Raw genomic sequence first — 19,208 nt, forward strand, 5'->3', positions numbered from 1 at the left:
GAGGAGTCGTATCATGAAGTTTCTGGACCATGAAATATCGCCGCTGGGCATGGGGTGCTGGCCGATCGGAGGGCCGATGTTTACCGGCGATCAACCCCTTGGCTATGCCAATTCCGATGACGCGGAATCCGTGCGGGCCATACATGCGGCGCTCGATGGTGGGATCACCCTGTTTGATACCGCCGCCGCGTATGGGGCAGGACATGCCGAGCGCCTGTTGGCCCGCGCCCTGAAGGATCGGCAAGATGCGCTGATCGTTACCAAGATCGGGATCACCATCGACGAGGACAGCAAGCGGCTGATATTCGAGGATACCGAGCCCGATACCGTACTGCCTGCCATCGAGGCCTGCCTGTCCAGGCTCGGTCGCGATTGCATAGATGTGGTGTTGCTGCACCAGAACGGTCTGTCAGTCGGGCAGGCCTGGCCGGTTTTCGAAGAGATGGAAAAGGCGTGCGCCGCCGGAAAGATCAGGTCCTATGGCTGGAGCACGGATTTCACGGACAGTGCCGCGGCATTCGCGGATCGCCCGCATTTCCGGACCATCGAACACGCCATGAATGTCCTGATCGATGCGCCGCGCATGCAGGATGTTGTGCGGGATCGGAACCTGACGGCACTTATTCGCTCGCCGCTGGCGATGGGGCTGCTGAGCGGGAAATACGGGGCGGGATCAAAGATGTCTGATCAGGATATCCGGGCGACACCCAATCTGGTGACAAGGTATTTCCAGGACGCCACGGCCAATCCGGCCTTTCTGGCGCAGCTCGATGCGGTGCGGGACCTGTTGACCGTCGATGGGCGCAGTCTGGTTCAGGGAGCGATTTGCTGGCTCTGGGCCAAGGGCGGCATGAACATCCCCATTCCCGGCGCCCGCACGGTGGGGCAGATCGAAGGTATTGCCGGGGCGCTGAGCTATGGCGCGTTGCCCGAGGATGTGATGGCTGAGATCGAGGCCGTGATCGTCCGCGACGCGGCGGAGCTTCATTCGGAAAAAGAGCGCTGATCCCGGCGCCTTTGGTTGGGAGGCTGACCGATCCGTCGTCTGGTGATGGTGGAGGGAGCAAAGAAGACCAGCCCACCCCCCTTCTGGAAATCGGATGGACTGGTAACATTCGCCGGCTCATCCGGTTTCAGTGGGCTGGTCTCAAGTTGGCCGGAAAGGCTGAGATCAGCATCCACGAAACGGGGGTGCCTCGCAGTAAACCAGTTCACAGGACGCCGGAGTTTTTTGCGCGGCTGACCTCTCAGCGCCAGTCGAAGAACCCTTCGCCCGCGCGGGACAGCAATCCGGCGGCCATGGCGCGGCCCAGCTCGGCGGCGTCTGCGACGGCGCCGGTCACATCGTCCGATATCGCCTCGGAGCCGTCGGGCCGCAGCACTTCGCCGCGCAGGCGCAGGGTGGAGCCGTCCAACTCGGCCAGCCCGGCGATGGGGGTCTCGCAAGAGCCGTCGAGCGCGGCGAGCAGCGCGCGTTCGGCGGTCAGGCGGTGCCCGGTCTCGGCGTCGTGGATCGCGGCCAGCAGGTCGGCGGCGCGGGTGTCGTCCGAGCGGCGCTCGATGCCGATGGTGCCCTGTGCGATGGCGGGCAATATGGCGTCGGTGGGGATCGGGGTGGCGGGCACATCGGCCATGTTCAGGCGCCGAATCCCGGCCATGGCGAGAAAGGTGCATTCCGCCACACCATCGGCCAGTTTCCTGAGCCGGGTCTGCACATTGCCCCGGAACTCGACCACCCGCAGGTCGGGGCGGCGGTTCAAGAGCTGCGCCCGGCGGCGCAGCGACGACGTGCCGACCACCGCGCCCTCGGCCAGTTCGGTCAGTGCGGTTTTGTCCGGTGAGATGAAAGCGTCGCGCACATCCTCGCGCGGCAGAAACGTGTCCAGCACCAGCCCGTCCGGCTGTTCGACCGGCATGTCCTTGGTCGAATGCACCGCGATGTCGATCCCGCCGCTTAGCATCGCCTCTTCGATTTCCTTGGTGAACAGGCCCTTGTTGCCGATCTCTTTCAGCGGCCGGTCCGCGTCGATCATCGCCCGGTTGTCGCCGGTGGTCTTGATCACCACGATCTCGAACGCCTCCTGCGGCAGATCGAAGGCGGCGGCCAGCCGATCGCGGGTCTCATGCGCCTGCGCCAGCGCTAGCGGAGAGCCTCGGGTGCCGATTTTCAGCGGTGACGCGGGGGAGGGAAGCTGTGCAGTCATGGCGACAGCTTTAGTCGCGTCACATTGCCCTGACAATGGGGGCGGAGCTTGACAAATTGCCGCCGAAGGCCGAGCGGTGGCGGAAATCGATTTTGGGGATGAGCATGGCCGAGACGAAGAAACTGCTGCGGGCGCTGGCGGGCGAGGTTCAGGACGTGCCGCCGATCTGGATGATGCGGCAGGCCGGGCGCTATCTGCCCGAGTATCGCGCCACCCGCGCGCAGGCCGGGGACTTCCTGTCGCTGTGCTACAATCCGGAACTGGCTGCCGAGGTGACGCTGCAGCCGATCCGCCGTTACGGGTTCGACGCGGCGATCCTGTTTGCCGACATCCTGCTGGTGCCGCAGGCGCTGGGCGCCGATCTGTGGTTCGTGACCGGAGAGGGCCCGCGCCTGTCGACGATCACGCAGCAGGCCGAGTTCGACGCGCTGAAACCGGCCTCGGCGATTCACGACACGCTGGCGCCGGTCTATGAAACGGTGCGCATCCTGTCGCGCGAATTGCCGTCCGAGACCACACTGATCGGGTTTGCCGGGGCGCCGTGGACGGTGGCGACCTACATGATCGCCGGGCGCGGCACGCCGGATCAGGGCCCGGCCCATGCCTTGCGCGAGGGAAATGTGGCGCTGTTCGAGGCGCTGCTGGACCGGATCACGGCGGCGACCATCGATTATCTGTCGGCTCAGATCGAGGCCGGGGCGGAGGTGGTGAAGATCTTCGACAGTTGGGCGGGCTCGCTCAAGGGCGAGGCGTTCCGTAAATACGCGGTCGAGCCTTGCCGCGTGATCACCAAGGCGCTGAAGGAGCGGCATCCGGGCATTCCGGTGATCGGCTTCCCGCGTGAGGCGGGTGACGGCTATGTGGGCTTTGCCAGGGAAACCGGCGTCGATTGCGTGGCGCTGGACAACTCGGTGGCGCCGGGTTGGGCGGCGGAGCATGTGCAGGTGGATGGTTGTGTGCAGGGCAATCTGGCCTCGTCGCATATGGTGACGGGCGGGCAGGCGCTGGTCGATGAGACGCGGGCGATTGTCGAGGCGTTCTCCAAGGGGCCGCATATCTTCAATCTGGGGCACGGGATCACGCCGGATGCGGACCCGGAGAACGTGCAGTTGATGATCGACACTGTGCGCGGATCGTAGCGGTCGGAGCGAGGGGCCGGCCCCTCGCGCTCCCCGGGATATTTTTTGAACAGAAGAAGGGCGGATCAGGTCTGTTTGGTTGACCGGAGGTCTGCGAGGATTTCGTCAGTGTGTTCGCCACGGGCAGGGCTGGGTTGCGGGTGCCAGTCGGTGGCCGAGAAGCGTGGGGCGGGGGCGGCCTGAAGCGTACCGTCGATCTCGCGCCAGGTTTGGCGGGTGCTGTTCATGGGGTGGGCCTTGGCCTCTGCGGGGCTGAGGACCGGGGCGACGCAGGCATCGGTGCCAAGGAACAGGTCGGCCCAGTGATCACGCGGGTGTCGGGCGAAGAGCGCGCTCAGGCGTTCGGTCAGGGCGGGCCAGCGTGTGGCGTCGTATTGCTGCTGGAACTCGGGGTCGTCGGCCAGACCCATCCGGTCGAGGAACAGGGCGTAGAATTTCGGCTCGAGGCATTGCACGGTTACGAAACCGCCGTCCGCGCAGGCATAGGTGCGGCTCCAGTGTGGGCCGTCGAGCAGGCTGTGGCCGCGGGCCTCGGACAGGTTGCCGGTCTGGCGCAGGCTCATCAGCAGGTTCATCATATGGGCCGAGCCGTCGTAGATGGCGGCGTCGACCACGGTGCCCTGACCGGTGGCGCGGGCGTTCAGCAGCCCGGCGAGGAGACCGGTGACCAGATACATCGCGCCGCCGCCGATATCGCCCAGCAGCGTGGCCGGGGTCTGTGGCACGTCGCCGGGGGCAGAGCCGTACCAGAGCGCGCCGGAGAGCGAGATGTAGTTCAGGTCGTGCCCGGCGGCATGGGCCAGCGGGCCGGTCTGGCCCCAGCCGGTCATGCGGCCATAGACCAGTTTCGGGTTGAGCGTGTGGCAGGTCTGAGGGCTCAGCCCCAGCTTTTCCATCACGCCGGGGCGGAAGCCTTCGATCAGGGCGTCGGCGGTGGCAATCAGGTCTTTGGTCGTTTGCAGATCGTCCGGGTCCTTGAGATCCAGCGCGATGGAGCGCTTGCCGCGGTCGAGCAGCGAGCGTTCCGGCATTCCGGGGGTCACCGCGCCGCCCTTGCGGTGGATCACGATCACGTCGGCGCCCAGATCGGCCAGCAGCATTCCGGCGAAGGGGCCGGGGCCCAGCCCCTCGATTTCGATGACACGGATGCCGTTCAGCATGTCTGACCCTCCCTTTGCGGTGCAGGTTTCCGGGCTGCGGGCGGGATTGCAAGTGCTCAGGGGCGCGACGTGGCGTTTTGCTCGATCCGTCGGCGAAAGCGGCCCGGCGGTTGGCCGGTTCCCTTGGTGAAGACGCGCGAGAAATGGGCCGGATCCTCGTAGCCCAGCTCATGGGCGATCTGGGCGGCGGTGAGGTTTGTGTAGATCAGCAGGCGACGCGCCTCGCGCAGGGTCCGGTCGGTGAGCAGCGCCGAGGCCGGGCGGCCGGTGGCCTGCCGCACCACGCGCGTCAGGTGGGTCGGCGTCACCGCCAGTTGCGCGGCATAGGCCGAGAGCGGCTGGCGGGTGCGGAACTGCTGCTCGACCAGCGCCTCGAACCGGCGCAGCAGGGGCGTGTCGGTCGCGGGCTGTGGGGCGTGGTCCTGCAGGGCGCGGGCGGTGAGACCGATCAGCGCTCCGGCCAGGGCGCGCAGCACATGGGCGCGGGCAAAGTGGTGCTGGCCGTGCTCGGCGTGGATGCGGGCGGCAAGGATGTGCAGGTCGTCGGGCAGGGGCAGCACGGCGGCGCGGTCGAAGGGCGGGCGGACGCCTTCGCCTGCGTGCAGGGCCTCGTCCACCAGATCCGAGGGGAGGGTGATGACCCATCCTTCGGTGTCCGGCGCGAAGGTAAACCCGTGCACGCAACCCTGCGGGATGTTGATCAGGCAGGGGGTGATCAGAGGCTCATGGCGCCCGTCGATTTGGGCCGAGCCGCCGCCGCCGGTCAGGGCAAGCACCTGATGCAGGCGGGCGTGGCGGTGTGAGCGCAGCTCCCAATTGTGCAATCGGGAGCGGGCGGCGATGGTCTCGCAATGGATCACATCGGCCAGTTCTGCGGTTTCTCCGAACAGGTTGTAGGTGCGGATGCGGGTGCTGGTCATGTTCGATTTCTACAATAAGCTGCCGGTTCGATCCATTCGCTTGGGGTGATCGCGCGCGCATACTGGCACCGGGAGGACGCGCATGAAGACACAAGTGGGGATCGTTGGCGGCGGGCCGTCTGGCCTGTTGCTCTCGCAGCTGCTGCACCGGCGGGGGATCGACAGCGTGGTGCTGGAAAAGCACACGCGGGCCCATGTGCTGGCCAGGATCCGGGCCGGGGTGCTGGAGCAGGGCTTTGCCGATCTGTTGCGGCTGGCGGGCTGTGGCGACCGGATGGACCATCAGGGCGAGGTGCATGAGGGGGTCAACATTGCCCATGGCGAGGATCTGCACCGGGTCGACCTGCACGGGCTGACCGGAGGCCGCACGGTGATGGTCTACGGACAGACCGAACTGACACGCGATCTTTATGAGGCGCGGGACGCGATGGGCGGCGTGGTGATCCACGAGGCCGAGGATGTGCAGCCGCATGACCTGACCTCGGATACGCCCTACCTCACCTATCGTCAGGGCGATGAGGTGCGTCGGGTGGCGTGCGATTTTGTCGTCGGCGCCGATGGGTTTCACGGGGTCAGCCGCAAGTCGATCCCGGCGGATGTGCTGACCGAGTATGAGAAGGTCTATCCGTTCGGCTGGCTCGGGGTGCTGTCGCGGACCGAACCGGTCGCGCCCGAGCTGATCTATGCGCGGCACCAACGCGGCTTCGCCCTGTGCTCGCTGCGCAGCCGGGTGCTGAGCCGCTACTACATTCAGGTGCCGCTCACTGACCGGCCCGGCGACTGGTCGGACGAGGCGTTTTGGGCGGAGCTGAAACGGCGCCTGCCGGGGCATGTGGCCGCGCGCCTGCAAACCGGGCCGTCGATCGAGAAATCCATCGCCCCGCTACGCAGCTTTGTGGCCGAGCCGATGCGGTACGGGCGGCTGTTTCTGGCAGGCGATGCGGCGCATATCGTGCCGCCGACCGGGGCCAAGGGGCTGAACTCGGCGGGCTCGGACATCCAGTATCTCTATCACGCGCTGCTGGATCACTATGAGCGCGGCGATGACAGCGGGCTGTACAGCTACTCGCAAAAGGCGCTGGCCCGGATCTGGAAGGCGCAGCGGTTTTCGTGGTGGATGACCTCGATGCTGCATGTGTTCCCGGACTCGCCCGCCTATGACCGGCGCCTGCAGGAGACCGAGCTGAACTATCTGTTTTCGTCGGAGGCCGGGCTGCGGTCGCTGGCGGAGAATTACGTGGGCCTGCCCTACTGACGCTCGGTGACGCTGCGTTGCGCGGGGTTCTCAGGCTGTGCCCCGCGTGCTTTGCTGCCAGCCAGCAAGGGAGGATCATCATGCCAGTTGTCACTTACGAAAAGGACGGCCGCATCGCCCGTATCACCCTGAACCGGCCCGAGGTGATGAACGCCATCAATGACGAGCTGCCGGTGGCGCTGGCCGGGGCGGTGGCGCGCGCCGATGCCGATCCGGGCGTGCATGTGATGGTCCTGTCCGGCAACGGCCCCGCCTTTTGCGCGGGCTACGATCTGACCTTTTATGCCGAGGGCAATGGCAGCGGAGACGTGACCCAGCCGATGCCGTGGGACCCGGTCAAGGATTACCGGTTCATGTGGGCCAACACGCAGCATTTCATGTCGCTCTGGCGGGCGATGAAGCCGGTGGTGTGCAAGGTGCACGGGCATGCGGTGGCGGGCGGGTCGGACATTGCGCTGTGTGCAGATCTGACGATCATGGCCGAGGATGCGCAGATCGGGTACATGCCCGCCCGCGTCTGGGGCTGTCCGACCACGGCGATGTGGGTCTACCGGCTGGGGGCCGAGCGTGCCAAGCGGATGTTGTTCACCGGTGACAAGATCTCAGGGCGCGAGGCGGCGGAGATGGGGCTGGTACTAAAGGCGGTGCCGGCGGAGCAACTGGATGACGCGGTCGAGGAGCTGGCCGCGCGCATGGCCACGGTGCCGGTCAATCAGTTGGCGATGCAGAAGATGGTGATCAATCAGGCAATCGAGCAGACCGGCCTGATGCAGACCCAGCGGCTGGCCACGATCTTTGACGGCATCACGCGGCACTCGCCCGAAGGGATCAACTTCAAGACCCGCTCGGAAGAGGTCGGCTGGAAACAGGCGGTGACCGAGCGCGATCAGGGCACGTTCGACTGGACCGCGAACGAGGAAATCCCCAAGCGTAACCGTTGAGTTCAGTAGCGTCCCTTGACCTCGGTCCGGGCGATGCGGCGGGCCTTTTGGCGCTCGCGCAGGAACACGAAAAGGCCCGCGCCCATGATCAGCGCCATGCCCAGCCAGACGACGGGGCCGGGCAGCTCTCCCCAGATCAGCCAGCCCCAGAACACCGCCATCGGCAGGCCGACATATTCGAACGGGGCCACGGTGGCTGCATCGGCGACGCGGTACGCCTGTGCCAGGCAATAGCCGACAATGCCCGAGTTCAGACCCAGCCAGATGAAATAGAACCAGTCTCCGTCGGCGGGCCAGGTCCAGGCGCGCAGCAGGAAGTTCAGGCTGGGATTGTCCACGCCTTCCGCATAGCGCCCGTCGCCCGCCACCAGATAGAAGCCGATCGACACCAGAATGAACATCGCCTGGATATAGACCGCCAGTGCCGAGGCCTTGGTGGTTGCGCCCAGCTTGCGGGTCATGAGCTGGTTCAGGGCATAGGTCAGCGCTGCGATGACCGGCAGGATCAGGACGATGCGATCGGCGTGCAGGCTGTCGCTGCCCTCCCACGGGCGCTGCATGATGATCACCCCGGCAAAACCCACGACCACCGCGCCCATGCGCAGGGGGCCGACCTTTTCGCCCAATACCGGGATCGACAACACCGTGATGAACAGTGGTGCGGCAAAGAACAGGGCGGTCACATCCGCCAGCGGTACGGCGGCCAGCGCTACGAAAAACGTCATGTTCGAGATCACCACTAGCAGGCAGCGCACCGTGTGCAGCAACGGGTGACGGGTTTTCAAAAGTGACACACCGCCCTCGACCTGCATGAGCGCCAGCGACAGGATCATCCCGATGGACGAGCGGATGAACACCATCTGGTGCAGCGGATAGCCGCCCGACAGTTGCTTGATCAGCATGTCGTTGACCGAAATCGCCACCATGCCGGCAACGATAAAGGCGATTCCGGTGCCCGACCGGTTTTGCGCAATCTCACTCATGTGGTGCTCCTTCGGCATGCGGGCAGAGCAATTGCCCGCCGCCTGCTCCAAGGGCTATCACAGGGCGGGGATATGTCCATGCCCGATTTCGGGCAGTGGCGCGGATCGGATGCGATCCGCCTTAGACATTCGTTTCGGTTGCCCGCAGGCGGTTAGCGGCTATACCTCTGGGAGCGGATGGAGAGGCGACAGGGAAGGAGGCGTTCCGATGCAGATGAGCGACACGCGCGAGATAAAGGCCGACCCGGCGGCGGTCTATGGGGCACTGCTGGACCCCGAGATGCTCAAGGCCTGTGTTCCGGGCACGCAGGAGCTGACCGGCAACCCGGATGACGGCTATGAGGCCACGGTTGTGCAGAAGGTCGGGCCGGTCAAGGCGACCTTCAAGGGCACGGTCACCATGTCGGACCTGGTCGAGAACGAGCGCCTGACCATCGCCGGTGAGGGCAAGGGCGGGGCGGCCGGGTTCGCCAAGGGCGGCGCCAGCGTGACACTCAGCCCTGGTGAGACTGGCGGCACGCTGCTGGCCTATGATGTCGAGGCCAAGGTGGGCGGCAAGCTGGCGCAGCTGGGCAGCCGCCTGATCGACGGCTTTGCCAAGAAGATGGCCGATCAATTCTTTGCCAACCTGCAGGAGCAGCTGGAAGGCCCCGCCGAGGCGCCTGCCGAGGAAGAGGCGGGCGAGGACGGCGGCGAAAAGAAGGGCTGGCTGGGGCGCCTGACCGGGCGCGGCTGAAGCCTGCGCATTTGCGCAACGGAATGTGCGCATTCGGCCTGTTCCGGCTTGGCGGCACGCTGTAGGGTCTCCGCCAGAACGAGGAACATGCATGACGGCCATCCTGTCCATCAAAGACCTGCGCAAATCTTATGCGGACGGGTTCGAGGCGCTCAAGGGCGTCTCGCTCGACATTGAAGAGGGCGAGATTCTGGCCCTGCTCGGCCCCAATGGGGCGGGCAAGACCACACTGATCTCGACTGTCTGCGGCATCACCACGCCGAGTTCGGGCTCGGTGACCGTGGGCGGGCATGACATCCAGACGGATTTTCGCGCTGCCCGCCGGATGATCGGGCTGGTGCCGCAGGAGATTGCGCTGGAGCCGTTCGAGAAGGTCTGGAACACGGTGCGGTTCTCACGCGGGTTGTTCGGTCATGGCCCCGACAATGCGCGGATCGAGGAGATCCTGCGCAAGCTGTCGCTGTGGGACAAGCGCAAGAACGCGATCAAGGAGCTGTCGGGCGGCATGAAGCGCCGAGTGCTGATCGCCAAGGCGTTGGCGCACGAGCCGCGGGTGCTGTTTCTGGACGAACCGACCGCGGGCGTGGATGTCGAGCTGCGCAAGGACATGTGGGACATCGTGGCCGAGCTGAAACAGGCCGGCGTCACCATCATCCTGACCACGCACTATATCGAAGAGGCCGAGGCCATCGCCGACCGGGTGGGCGTCATCAACAAGGGCGAGCTGCTGCTGGTGCAGGACAAGGACACGCTGATGGCGCAGATGGGGCAGAAGCAGATCGAGGTCATGCTGACTCAGCCGATCACCGCCATCCCCGAGGTCCTGTTGGAACATAACCTGACGCTGAACGGTAATGGTGACGCGTTGGTCTATACCTATGACACCCATGCCGAGCGGACCGGGATCACCACGCTCTTGAACGACGTGGCGCAGGCGGGGCTGGTGTTGCGCGATGTGCAGACCCGGCAGTCGAGCCTGGAGGAGATCTTTGTCAATCTGGTGTCGGAGGGTGCGACATGAACTGGGCCGCCATTGCCGCCATCTACCGGTTCGAGATGGCGCGTTTCTTCCGCACGTTGGCGCAGAGCTTTTTCTCGCCCGTGCTCAGTACCTCGCTTTATTTCGTGGTGTTCGGCACTGCTATCGGCAGCCGGATACAGGAGATCGAGGGCGTGTCCTACGGCGCGTTCATCGTGCCGGGGCTGATCATGCTGTCGGTGGTGATGCTGTCGATCTCGAACGCGTCCTTCGGCATCTATTTCCCGAAATTCCTGGGCACGATTTATGAGTTGCTCTCGGCGCCGATCAATTTCCTTGAGATCGTGATCGGCTATGTGGGGGCGGCGGCGACCAAGGCGCTGTTCGTGGGGCTGGTGATCCTGGCCACCGCGACCTTCTTCGTCGATATCCGGATCGAGCACCCGCTGGCCATGGCGGCGTTTCTGGTCCTGTCGTGTCTCAGCTTCTCGCTACTGGGCTTCATCATCGGCATCTGGGCCAGCAATTTCGAGCAGATGTCGCTGATCCCGCAACTGGTGGTGACGCCACTGATTTTCCTCGGCGGAACCTTCTACAGCATCTCGATGCTGCCGCCGGTCTGGCAGACGATCACCCTGTTCAATCCGGTCGTCTATCTGATCTCGGGGTTCCGCTGGTCGTTCTACGGTCTGGCCGATGTACCGATCGCGCTGAGCCTGCTGGCAATCGCCGGTTTCACCGGGGTCTGCCTTGCCGTGATCTGGTGGATTTTCAAGACCGGATGGCGCATCCGCAGCTGATCCCGCCGTTGCATTTTTGCCGATGAAGTGTGGGAATCTTGTTGCCGTCGCGTTTCTGTCAGGACGGGCGTCTTGTTTGTCGGCAGGGGGCACTCTACATCGGCTGCCATGAAGCTACGCCTGCCGTTTATCAAAAAGCCGCCAATGGTGGCTGTTGTTCGTTTGTCGGGTGCCATCGGTATGGCAGGGCGCGCGTCCCTGAACGACACCACCCTGGCGCCGGTTCTGGAAAAGGCGTTTCGCAAGGGCAAACCCGCTGCCGTAGCGCTTGAGGTCAACTCGCCCGGCGGCTCTCCGGTGCAAAGCGCGCTGATCGGCGGCCGCATCCGGCGGCTGGCGGATGAGCTGAAGATCCCCGTCTATGCGTTTGTCGAGGACGTTGCCGCCTCGGGCGGCTACTGGCTTGCGGCGGCTGCGGATGAGATCTGGGCTGATGACAACTCGGTTCTGGGGTCCATAGGGGTGATCTCGTCGGGTTTTGGCGCCCATGTGTTTCTGGCACGGCAGGGGATCGAGCGGCGGGTGCATACCGCAGGCAAGTCAAAATCCATGCTCGACCCGTTTGCGCCGGAAAAGGATGAGGACGTCGAACGGCTCAAGGTCATTCTGGGCGATATCCATCAGAATTTCATCGCCTATGTGAAAGAGCGGCGCGGCGAGCGGCTGGAGCGCAAGGCCGATCTTTTCAACGGCGAGATCTGGCTGGCGAAGCGCGCGACCGAGCTGGGGCTGATCGACGGGGTCGGCCATCTGAAACCGCGGATGCAGGAGCAGTTCGGCGACAAGGTCAAGTTCCGCCGCTATGGCGTGCGGCGCCCGTTCTGGACCCGGATCGGCACCGAGCTGACGCAGGATGCGATTGCAGGCATAGAGGAGCGGGCGGCCTACGCGCGTTTCGGTCTCTGACGTGATATTCAAGATCGTCTCCCTCTTTCTGGTGGGCATGGCCGTGCTGGCAATGTTCGGCAAGCTGCGGTTTCCGGGACAGAAACGGCTGAGTTCGGCCAAATGCCGGCGCTGCGGGCGATACAGGATCGGCAGAGGCCCCTGCGCCTGCGAAAAGGGAGACCGCTCATGACAGCGTGGCTGTATTCTGCGCTGGGGCTGGTCATCTTGCTGCTGGCAGGCGATGCGCTGGTGCGCGGGGCAGTGAACCTGAGCTTGCGTCTGGGTGTTCCGGCGCTGATCGTCAGCCTGACCATCGTGGCCTTCGGCACCTCGGCGCCCGAGCTGCTGATCGCCATCAAGGCGATTCAGGAGAACGCGCCCGGGATCGCGCTGGGTAACGTGGTGGGCTCGAACACGGCCAACATCCTGCTGGTTCTCGGGGTGCCCGCGCTGCTGGCGACGCTGCACACCAGCGAATGCGACACGCGCCGCAACTATGTCTTCATGCTGATGGCCTCGGTTCTGTTCATCGCGCTGGCGGCCTGCGGCGTCTTCAACCTGGCCAGCGGGGCCATCTTGCTGGCGGGGCTGACGCTGGTTCTGCTCAACGCGTTCCGGCAGGCCAAGGCGCATCGCAAGGCGTGCGGAGAGGCATGTGCCGACGACGATGAGCTTGAGGGGCTGGAAGAGGCCGATCCCAACATGCCCTACTGGCGCATCGCGCTCTATCTGGTGCTGGGCCTGATCGGCCTGCCGATGGGGGCGCATCTGCTGGTGGAAAACGCTTCGATCATCGCGCGCACCTATGGGGTCAGCGAGACGGTGATCGGCCTGACGCTGGTGGCGGTGGGCACTTCGCTGCCCGAGCTTGCGACCACGGTGATGGCAGCCCTCAGGCGGCAGGCGGATGTGGCGCTGGGCAACGTGATCGGCTCGAACATGTTCAACCTGCTGGCCATCGTCGGTATCGCCACCCTGTTCGGACGCATCCCGGTGGACGATTCGTTCCTGCGCTTCGATCTGTGGGTGATGCTGGGCGCCTCGCTGCTGCTGATCCCGTTCGTGTTCTTCAAGCAGGACATCAACCGCCTGTGGGGGCTGGCCTTGACCGCGCTCTACGGGATCTATGTGATTGCCGTACTGACCTGATGCCTCTGCCGGAGGACCCTGAATGACCCGAGCTCTAGTGACCGGTGCCGGTATCCGGCTGGGCCACGCGATGGCGCTGTATCTGGCGACGCGCGGCTATGACGTGGCCGTGCACTATGCCAGCTCGGAAGCGCCTGCCGCAGAGACCGTGGACGAGATCCGCGCCATGGGCCGCAAGGCGGTGACCCTGCAGGCGGATCTGCTGGATGAGGCACAGACCCAGGACCTGCTGCCGCGTGCGGTCGAGGCGCTGGGCGGGCCGGTCACCTGTCTGGTCAACAACGCCTCGATCTTCGAATATGACAATATCCAATCCGCCACCCGGCAGAGCTGGGACCGGCACATGGACAGCAACCTGCGCGCGCCTTTCGTGCTGACGCAGGCGATGGCGGAACAGGGGCTGCAGGCGGTCACGGATGAGAATGGTGAGCCCATGGCGATCGGCCTGATCGTCAACATGGTGGACATGCGCGTGCGCAAACTGACGCCCGAGTTCATGACCTACACCATCGCCAAGATGGGCCTCTGGGCGCTGACCCGGACCGCCGCACAGGCGCTGACGCCCGCGATCCGGGTCAATGCGATCGGTCCGGGCCCCACGATGCGGGGCCATCGGCAGAGCGATGAGCATTTTGCGGCGCAGCGCGCGAACACGGTGCTGGAGCGCGGCTCGAACCCGTCCGACATCACTGCCGCGTTGGGATATTTCATGGATGCCCCGGCGGTAACCGGGCAGTTGCTTTGCGTCGATGGCGGGCAGCATCTGGGCTGGCGTACTCCGGATGTTCTAGGCCTGGAATGAGGGTTTTTGGTGCAAGTTTTGCACCGCTCGCATTTCTGTTACTTAAGCGTTACAAAAATGTCTTTTATTTCATGGGCTTGTCAGGCCTCATAAAAAATAACGTTAAAAATCAATGCGTTGAATATGTGCCTATTTTTTGGGCATTTCAGGGAAAAGGCCATGAAACAAGGAGAAATCGCGATGCCCCGAAAGTTATCTGCATAGTTATCCACATAAACCGTGGATTTGTTTCCTCTTGATCTGGGCGGCCCAAGATTGCAGCCATTCCCAGAGAATCATATCTGAATGCGATGAACCAACACAGCGACCCCGATTCCCAACCTCCGGTGACCGGCTATGCCTGCATCCAGCAGTATCTGAAAACGCTGGACAGCTCGCCCGGCGTGTACCGGATGCTCGATGGTGAAAGCCGGGTTTTGTACGTCGGCAAGGCGCGCAATCTGCGGGCGCGGGTGTCGAACTATGCGCGGCCCGGCCATTCGGGCCGGATCGAGCGGATGATCGCGGCCACCGCCTCGATGATGTTCCTGACCACGCGGACCGAGACCGAGGCGCTGCTGCTGGAGCAGAACCTGATCAAGCAGCTCAAGCCGAAATACAATGTGCTGCTGCGCGACGACAAGAGCTTTCCCAATATTCTGGTGGCCAAGGATCACGCCTTTCCGCAGATCAAGAAGCATCGCGGGGCGAAGAAGGAAAAGGGGACCTATTTCGGCCCCTTTGCCAGCGCTGGCGCGGTGAACCGGACGCTGAACCAGTTGCAAAAGGCGTTCCTGCTGCGCAACTGCTCGGATTCCATGTTCGACAGCCGCACCCGGCCCTGTTTGCTCTATCAGATCAAGCGGTGCTCGGGGCCGTGTGTGGGGCTGATCTCGGAAGCAGGCTATGCCGAAAGCGTCAAGGATGCCGAGCGGTTCCTGTCGGGGCGATCGACCAAGGTGCAGGAGGAACTGGCTGAGCAGATGATGACGGCGTCCGCGGCGATGGAGTTCGAGCGCGCCGCCGGTCTGCGCGACCGCATCCGGGCGCTGACGCAGGTGCAGTCGAGCCAGGGCATCAACCCGCGTGGAGTAACGGAGGCGGATGTCGTGGCGCTGCACATGGAAAGCGGGCAGGCCTGCGTTCAGGTGTTCTTTATCCGCGCCAATCAGAACTGGGGGAACCGGGATTTTTACCCCCGCGTCGGCCCGGATGTATCGGCAGCCGAAGCGATGGAGGCCTTTCTTGGTCAGTTCTACGACAACAAGGAGCCGCCCCGGCAGCTGATCCTGTCGGATGCCATCGAAAACGCCGACCTGATGGGCGAGGCGCTGTCTGAGAAGGCGGGCCGCAAGGTCGAGTTGCTGGTGCCCCAGCGCGGGGAAAAGGCGGAACTGGTCTCGGGTGCGCTGCGCAATGCGCGGGAGTCGCTGGCGCGGCGCATGTCGGAAAGCGCGACCCAGGCCAAGCTGCTGCGCGGGGTGGCCGAGGCGTTCGATCTGGACGGGCCTCCGAACCGGATCGAGGTCTATGACAACAGCCATATTCAGGGCACCAACGCGGTGGGCGGCATGATCGTGGCGGGCCCCGAGGGCTGGATAAAGAACGCGTATCGCAAGTTCAACATCCGTGGTGACGATCTGACCCCCGGTGACGATTTCGGCATGATGAAAGAGGTGCTGACCCGCCGCTTTACCCGCCTGCTGAAAGAGGACCCGGATCGCGACAAGGGCCTGTGGCCCGATCTGCTGCTGATCGACGGCGGTGCCGGGCAGGTGAGCGCGGTGCATGAGATCATGGTGACCCACGGGGTCGAGGACATCCCCATGGTCGGTGTCGCCAAGGGCATCGACCGCGATCACGGCAAAGAAGAATTTCACCGGATCGGTCAGCGGCCCTTTGCGCTCAGACGCAACGACCCGGTGCTCTACTTCATCCAGCGGCTGCGGGATGAGGCGCACCGCTTTGCCATCGGTACCCACCGCGCCAAGCGGGCCAAGGCGGTTGGCGCGACGCCGCTTGATGAAATCCCTGGCGTTGGTGCCACCCGCAAACGCGCGCTGCTGGCCCATTTCGGCAGTGCCAAGGCGGTCAGCCGGGCCAATCTGGCGGACCTGAAGGCGGTGGACGGGATCTCGGAAGGGTTGGCGCAGAAGGTCTACGATTTCTTCCACGAAAAGGGCTAGGCGCTGACCCTTTTGCCCCGCCACAGGATGTAGAGGCCCGAGGCCACGATCAGCGTGCAGCCCGTCAGCATGTGCGCCTCCAGCCGCTCACCGAACAGGACGATGCCCAGCCCGATGCCGAAGAGCAGGCGGGAGTAGCGGAACGGTGTCACGGCGGACACCTCGCCGGTGCGCATGGCCTTCATCAGGGCGGAGTAGGCGATGACGCCCCAGAACACCGCGCTCGTCAGTTGCAGGCTGGCGGTGGCGGTGAGGGGGACCAGGGCGATGCCCTCCCAAAACGAATAAAGAACCCCTGCCACCACAATCGACAGGAAACCGTAGAACCCCAGAACATCGGTGCCAAGCGTCGCTGGTGCCGCGCGGCTGGCCAGATCGCGCCCGGCAAAGCCCAGCATTCCGAGCACGGCGAGGATGGACAGCGGCGAAAAGCTCTCACCGGTGGGGCGGATGATGATCAGCACTCCGATCAGGCCGATCAGAATCGCGCTCCACCGCCGCCAGCCGACCTGTTCGCCAAAGACCAGCGCGGCGCCCGCGACGACCACCAGCGGCGTGGCCTGCAGGATCACAGTGGCCGAAGAGAGCGGGGTCAGCGCGATGGCGAGAACGTAGAACAGGCGGCCCAGCACCTCGAACAGCACCCGCAAGCGCATCGGTGGCGACAGCACGTCCGGATGCAGCAGCCGCGCGCCGCGCCAGCGTGCGATGCAGCCAAAGACCAGCGCGCCGCCAAGCCCGAACAGGATCAGGATCTGCCCGACCGGAAGCGTGGCGGAGGCGGCCTTCAGCAAGGCGTCTTCGAGGGCAAAGCCTGCCATCGCTGCGATCATCCAACCGCTGCCGATCAGGTTTGACCGGTGGTCCGTTTGAATATGCGCTGTCATGATGCCTGCCGTCGCATTGCCCGGATCAATACGGGTCGCGTTCCCTGACCCATTTCACGGGGCTCAATCTGACCGGGAATGGACGCGGAGCCAAGGGGCATCTCACGCCTTGCTGTACGCCGGGCTTTCGTCCGAAATGCCGCAGGTGTTTGTGGGCCATGCAGTTTTTCCACGGCCCGGCTTTCATGTCCGAAAGCCGCGATATAATGTCCGGCTCATGAAATGGAACCTGCCCAATATCCTGACCCTGCTGCGCCTGCTTGCGGCGCCCGGTCTGGCCGTGATGTTTCTCTACTTCACCCGCCCTTACGCGGACTGGTTCGCGCTGGTCCTGTTCGTGACCGCCGCCGTGACCGACTGGTTCGACGGCTATCTGGCGCGGGCGTGGAAACAGGAAACCAAGATGGGTGCGATGATGGACCCGATCGCCGACAAGGCGATGGTGGTGATCGCGCTGATGATCCTCGTGGGCTATTCGACCGAGCACTGGACCCCATGGCTGGTTTTGCCCGCCACCGTGATCCTGTTTCGCGAGGTTTTTGTCTCGGGACTGCGCGAGTATCTGGGCGATGTGGCAGGCACGCTCAAGGTCACTAATCTGGCCAAGTGGAAGACCACCGCGCAGATGATCGCGATTGCGGTGCTGTTCAGTCAGGGGATCTTTGAGCATTACGCTGTCATGTCTTCCATTGGCATGGACGAACACATCAGATCAGAGGTACTTGCCGGAAACATTTCCGACGAAGTGGGATTGAGGTGGAAAGTAGAAGCGATGAATTGGGCCGGGCAAATCGGCTTGTGGCTGCTATGGCTCGCGGCGGGTCTGACATTGATCACGGGCTATGACTACCTACGTAAAGCCATGCCACATCTGAAGGAGACGTAAGGGATGGATGTGCTCTATTTCGCCTGGGTCCGGGAACGGATCGGCCTGCCGAAAGAGCGGGTCGAGACCAATGCCGCCACCGTCTCGGATCTGGTCACCGAGTTGCGCGCACGCGAACCGCGGTATGAGGCCGCCTTTGCCGATCTCTCGGCGCTGCGGGTGGCGCTGGATCAGGAGCTGTCCGATTTCGATGCCCCGCTGTCGGGCGTGCGCGAGGTGGCGTTCTTTCCGCCGATGACCGGAGGCTGAGCCGGTGCGCATCGCCGTGCAGGAAGAAGAGTTCGATCTGGGCGCCGAGGCCAATGCCTTTGCCGCAGGCGGTACTGCAGATGGCGCCATCGTGACCTTCACCGGCGTGGTGCGCGATCTGGCGCGCGGCGATCTGGATGTGATGGAGATCGAGCACTATCCCGGCATGACGGAAAAGGCGATTGCCAAGATCGCCGATGAGGCCAAAGCCCGCTGGTCGCTGGGCGACGTGCTGGTGATCCACCGCCATGGCCGTCTGGCGCCCGGTGACAAGATCATGATGGTCGCCACCGCCGCCCCGCACCGCAAGGACGCCTTTGAGGCGGCAGAATACCTGATGGACTACCTGAAGTCCCGCGCCCCGTTCTGGAAGAAAGAGATCACGTCGGACGGCGCCGATTGGGTGGCCGCGAAAGACGAGGACGAGGACGCGCTGGGGCGGTGGTAGATCCGCCGGATCGCGCTGACCCGACCGGTTTCATGTAATCTGAGCCGCCGTTCCAATCCTGGCACCCAGCCCGGAATCAAGGCACGCAGTGCCGCCGGGCAGCGCCCGACCGCCCCTATGGGCGGGCGCTATGTTGACGTTCGTGTCCCGTACAGAGGAGGGGTATGATGGCCCCATAAAGTGAAGACCATTGACGGCAGGGGCGCCCACCCGCGGTCGGGCGCTGCCCTCTGTTCGAGTATCAGGTGGATAGTGTTTCCCAGGGTCAATTTTGCCGGGAATGCCAGGATTTGTGTCACTCCCCCCGCGCCAACTGCCCCCGCAGTTCTTCCGCCTCCTGCCGTGCGTCGCGGAGGCCCTCCATAGCGGCGGACAGCTCGGCTTCGGTCTGGGTGAGTTGGTTGGTCAGTTCGGCTTCGCGCTGCTGCAGGTAGGTGATCGCCTGATCCCTGGTCTCCTCGGCCTCGTGCAACTCCTGGCTCATGCGGTCCAGATCGGCCACATCGCTCTGGCGGACGCGGGACAGGCGGTGGATCAGCCAGTTGGCGAACCAGCCCATGCAAAAGGCCACGAACAGGATGATGGCGGTGGCGATGATGAATTCGGTTCTGTTCATG

Annotated in this window: 20 protein-coding genes; 14 read left to right on the forward strand and 6 right to left on the reverse strand. The window is 64.2% G+C overall.

Going from position 1 to position 19,208, the window contains the following annotated elements:
• The first annotated feature begins 13 nt into the window (after positions 1–13).
• Entirely contained in the window at positions 14–1,006 is a 993-nt protein-coding gene (locus GOX53_RS09345; protein ID WP_171175632.1) for an aldo/keto reductase, read from the forward strand.
• 241 nt (positions 1,007–1,247) lie between these two features.
• Here the strand turns inward: GOX53_RS09345 and hemC are convergent, their stop codons facing one another.
• A complete protein-coding gene (gene hemC, locus GOX53_RS09350; RefSeq protein WP_171175634.1) occupies positions 1,248–2,204 on the reverse strand; it encodes a hydroxymethylbilane synthase in 957 nt (318 codons plus the stop codon).
• 104 nt (positions 2,205–2,308) lie between these two features.
• On the opposite strand from hemC, the gene hemE reads away from it, so the two are divergent.
• Positions 2,309–3,343, forward strand: coding sequence for a uroporphyrinogen decarboxylase (gene hemE, locus GOX53_RS09355; protein ID WP_171175636.1), 1,035 nt, complete (start codon positions 2,309–2,311; stop codon positions 3,341–3,343).
• A 65-nt stretch (positions 3,344–3,408) separates the two neighbouring features.
• On the opposite strand, the gene GOX53_RS09360 is transcribed toward hemE, so the two are convergent.
• Entirely contained in the window at positions 3,409–4,503 is a 1,095-nt protein-coding gene (locus GOX53_RS09360; protein WP_171175638.1) for a CaiB/BaiF CoA-transferase family protein, read from the reverse strand.
• 56 nt (positions 4,504–4,559) lie between these two features.
• On the reverse strand, positions 4,560–5,423 hold the full coding sequence (locus tag GOX53_RS09365) for a helix-turn-helix domain-containing protein (RefSeq protein ID WP_171175640.1): 864 nt from the start codon (positions 5,421–5,423) through the stop codon (positions 4,560–4,562).
• A gap of 82 nt (positions 5,424–5,505) precedes the next feature.
• On the opposite strand from GOX53_RS09365, the gene pobA reads away from it, so the two are divergent.
• Positions 5,506–6,678 carry a 4-hydroxybenzoate 3-monooxygenase gene (pobA, locus tag GOX53_RS09370; RefSeq protein WP_171175642.1) on the forward strand — a complete coding sequence of 391 codons (1,173 nt, stop codon included), beginning with the start codon at positions 5,506–5,508 and terminating at the stop codon, positions 6,676–6,678.
• Between the two features lie 80 nt (positions 6,679–6,758).
• Entirely contained in the window at positions 6,759–7,619 is an 861-nt protein-coding gene (locus GOX53_RS09375) for a crotonase/enoyl-CoA hydratase family protein (RefSeq protein WP_171175643.1), read from the forward strand.
• Positions 7,620–7,621: 2 nt separating this feature from the next.
• Here the strand turns inward: GOX53_RS09375 and GOX53_RS09380 are convergent, their stop codons facing one another.
• Positions 7,622–8,602, reverse strand: coding sequence for a DMT family transporter (locus GOX53_RS09380; RefSeq protein ID WP_171175645.1), 981 nt, complete (start codon positions 8,600–8,602; stop codon positions 7,622–7,624).
• A 208-nt stretch (positions 8,603–8,810) separates the two neighbouring features.
• Here GOX53_RS09380 and GOX53_RS09385 point away from each other — a divergent pair, with 208 nt between their 5' ends.
• The 7 genes from GOX53_RS09385 to uvrC all read left to right on the forward strand — a co-directional run bounded on the left by GOX53_RS09385 (position 8,811) and on the right by uvrC (position 16,121).
• Positions 8,811–9,338 (forward strand): CoxG family protein, encoded by a 528-nt coding sequence (locus tag GOX53_RS09385; protein ID WP_171175648.1) that lies wholly within the window; start codon positions 8,811–8,813, stop codon positions 9,336–9,338.
• 91 nt (positions 9,339–9,429) lie between these two features.
• Positions 9,430–10,359, forward strand: coding sequence for an ABC transporter ATP-binding protein (locus GOX53_RS09390; protein ID WP_171175650.1), 930 nt, complete (start codon positions 9,430–9,432; stop codon positions 10,357–10,359).
• Positions 10,356–11,117, forward strand: coding sequence for an ABC transporter permease (locus GOX53_RS09395; RefSeq protein WP_171175652.1), 762 nt, complete (start codon positions 10,356–10,358; stop codon positions 11,115–11,117). Before GOX53_RS09390 ends, GOX53_RS09395 begins: the two co-directional genes overlap by 4 nt.
• Before the next feature lie 108 nt (positions 11,118–11,225).
• Positions 11,226–12,023 carry a S49 family peptidase gene (locus tag GOX53_RS09400; RefSeq protein WP_171175654.1) on the forward strand — a complete coding sequence of 266 codons (798 nt, stop codon included), beginning with the start codon at positions 11,226–11,228 and terminating at the stop codon, positions 12,021–12,023.
• 168 nt (positions 12,024–12,191) lie between these two features.
• Positions 12,192–13,154, forward strand: coding sequence for a calcium/sodium antiporter (locus tag GOX53_RS09405; protein WP_171175655.1), 963 nt, complete (start codon positions 12,192–12,194; stop codon positions 13,152–13,154).
• A gap of 22 nt (positions 13,155–13,176) precedes the next feature.
• Positions 13,177–13,956: an SDR family oxidoreductase gene (locus GOX53_RS09410; protein ID WP_171175657.1), complete on the forward strand. Its 780-nt coding sequence runs from the start codon at positions 13,177–13,179 to the stop codon at positions 13,954–13,956.
• 290 nt (positions 13,957–14,246) lie between these two features.
• The gene (gene uvrC, locus GOX53_RS09415; RefSeq protein ID WP_171175659.1) at positions 14,247–16,121 is read left to right on the forward strand and encodes an excinuclease ABC subunit UvrC; all 1,875 of its coding nucleotides are present in this window, start codon (positions 14,247–14,249) and stop codon (positions 16,119–16,121) included.
• Here the strand turns inward: uvrC and GOX53_RS09420 are convergent.
• Positions 16,118–17,008: a DMT family transporter gene (locus GOX53_RS09420; protein ID WP_171175661.1), complete on the reverse strand. Its 891-nt coding sequence runs from the start codon at positions 17,006–17,008 to the stop codon at positions 16,118–16,120. The genes uvrC and GOX53_RS09420 overlap by 4 nt on opposite strands.
• A gap of 217 nt (positions 17,009–17,225) precedes the next feature.
• On the opposite strand from GOX53_RS09420, the gene pgsA reads away from it, so the two are divergent.
• The 3 genes from pgsA to GOX53_RS09435 are packed head-to-tail and all read left to right on the forward strand — an operon-like array spanning position 17,226 to position 18,591.
• Complete coding sequence (gene pgsA, locus GOX53_RS09425; RefSeq protein ID WP_171175663.1) at positions 17,226–17,894, forward strand: CDP-diacylglycerol--glycerol-3-phosphate 3-phosphatidyltransferase; 669 nt, start codon at positions 17,226–17,228, stop codon at positions 17,892–17,894.
• 3 nt (positions 17,895–17,897) lie between these two features.
• Complete coding sequence (moaD, locus tag GOX53_RS09430) at positions 17,898–18,143, forward strand: molybdopterin converting factor subunit 1 (RefSeq protein ID WP_171175665.1); 246 nt, start codon at positions 17,898–17,900, stop codon at positions 18,141–18,143.
• A 4-nt stretch (positions 18,144–18,147) separates the two neighbouring features.
• Positions 18,148–18,591, forward strand: a complete 444-nt coding sequence (locus GOX53_RS09435) for a molybdenum cofactor biosynthesis protein MoaE (RefSeq protein ID WP_171175667.1) — start codon at positions 18,148–18,150, stop codon at positions 18,589–18,591.
• 295 nt (positions 18,592–18,886) lie between these two features.
• Here GOX53_RS09435 and GOX53_RS09440 read toward each other — a convergent pair whose 3' ends face one another.
• Positions 18,887–19,207, reverse strand: coding sequence for a hypothetical protein (locus GOX53_RS09440; protein WP_171175669.1), 321 nt, complete (start codon positions 19,205–19,207; stop codon positions 18,887–18,889).
• Position 19,208 lies beyond the last annotated feature (1 nt).

This window comes from Ruegeria sp. HKCCD8929 (assembly GCF_013031405.1).
Taxonomy (GTDB): Bacteria; Pseudomonadota; Alphaproteobacteria; order Rhodobacterales; family Rhodobacteraceae; genus Ruegeria.

Excerpts from the sequence above, each read along its gene's own strand:
- GOX53_RS09345 (WP_171175632.1), top strand. The coding sequence starts at position 14 with ATGAAGTTTCTGGACCATGAAATATCGCCGCTGGGCATGGGGTGCTGG.
- GOX53_RS09365 (WP_171175640.1), bottom strand. The coding sequence starts at position 5,423 with ATGACCAGCACCCGCATCCGCACCTACAACCTGTTCGGAGAAACCGCA.
- hemC (WP_171175634.1), bottom strand. The coding sequence starts at position 2,204 with ATGACTGCACAGCTTCCCTCCCCCGCGTCACCGCTGAAAATCGGCACC.
- GOX53_RS09405 (WP_171175655.1), top strand. The coding sequence starts at position 12,192 with ATGACAGCGTGGCTGTATTCTGCGCTGGGGCTGGTCATCTTGCTGCTG.
- pobA (WP_171175642.1), top strand. The coding sequence starts at position 5,506 with ATGAAGACACAAGTGGGGATCGTTGGCGGCGGGCCGTCTGGCCTGTTG.
- hemE (WP_171175636.1), top strand. The coding sequence starts at position 2,309 with ATGGCCGAGACGAAGAAACTGCTGCGGGCGCTGGCGGGCGAGGTTCAG.
- moaD (WP_171175665.1), top strand. The coding sequence starts at position 17,898 with ATGGATGTGCTCTATTTCGCCTGGGTCCGGGAACGGATCGGCCTGCCG.
- GOX53_RS09395 (WP_171175652.1), top strand. The coding sequence starts at position 10,356 with ATGAACTGGGCCGCCATTGCCGCCATCTACCGGTTCGAGATGGCGCGT.
- GOX53_RS09400 (WP_171175654.1), top strand. The coding sequence starts at position 11,226 with ATGAAGCTACGCCTGCCGTTTATCAAAAAGCCGCCAATGGTGGCTGTT.
- GOX53_RS09380 (WP_171175645.1), bottom strand. The coding sequence starts at position 8,602 with ATGAGTGAGATTGCGCAAAACCGGTCGGGCACCGGAATCGCCTTTATC.
- GOX53_RS09360 (WP_171175638.1), bottom strand. The coding sequence starts at position 4,503 with ATGCTGAACGGCATCCGTGTCATCGAAATCGAGGGGCTGGGCCCCGGC.
- GOX53_RS09375 (WP_171175643.1), top strand. The coding sequence starts at position 6,759 with ATGCCAGTTGTCACTTACGAAAAGGACGGCCGCATCGCCCGTATCACC.
- GOX53_RS09440 (WP_171175669.1), bottom strand. The coding sequence starts at position 19,207 with ATGAACAGAACCGAATTCATCATCGCCACCGCCATCATCCTGTTCGTG.
- GOX53_RS09390 (WP_171175650.1), top strand. The coding sequence starts at position 9,430 with ATGACGGCCATCCTGTCCATCAAAGACCTGCGCAAATCTTATGCGGAC.
- pgsA (WP_171175663.1), top strand. The coding sequence starts at position 17,226 with ATGAAATGGAACCTGCCCAATATCCTGACCCTGCTGCGCCTGCTTGCG.
- GOX53_RS09410 (WP_171175657.1), top strand. The coding sequence starts at position 13,177 with ATGACCCGAGCTCTAGTGACCGGTGCCGGTATCCGGCTGGGCCACGCG.
- GOX53_RS09420 (WP_171175661.1), bottom strand. The coding sequence starts at position 17,008 with ATGACAGCGCATATTCAAACGGACCACCGGTCAAACCTGATCGGCAGC.
- uvrC (WP_171175659.1), top strand. The coding sequence starts at position 14,247 with ATGAACCAACACAGCGACCCCGATTCCCAACCTCCGGTGACCGGCTAT.
- GOX53_RS09385 (WP_171175648.1), top strand. The coding sequence starts at position 8,811 with ATGCAGATGAGCGACACGCGCGAGATAAAGGCCGACCCGGCGGCGGTC.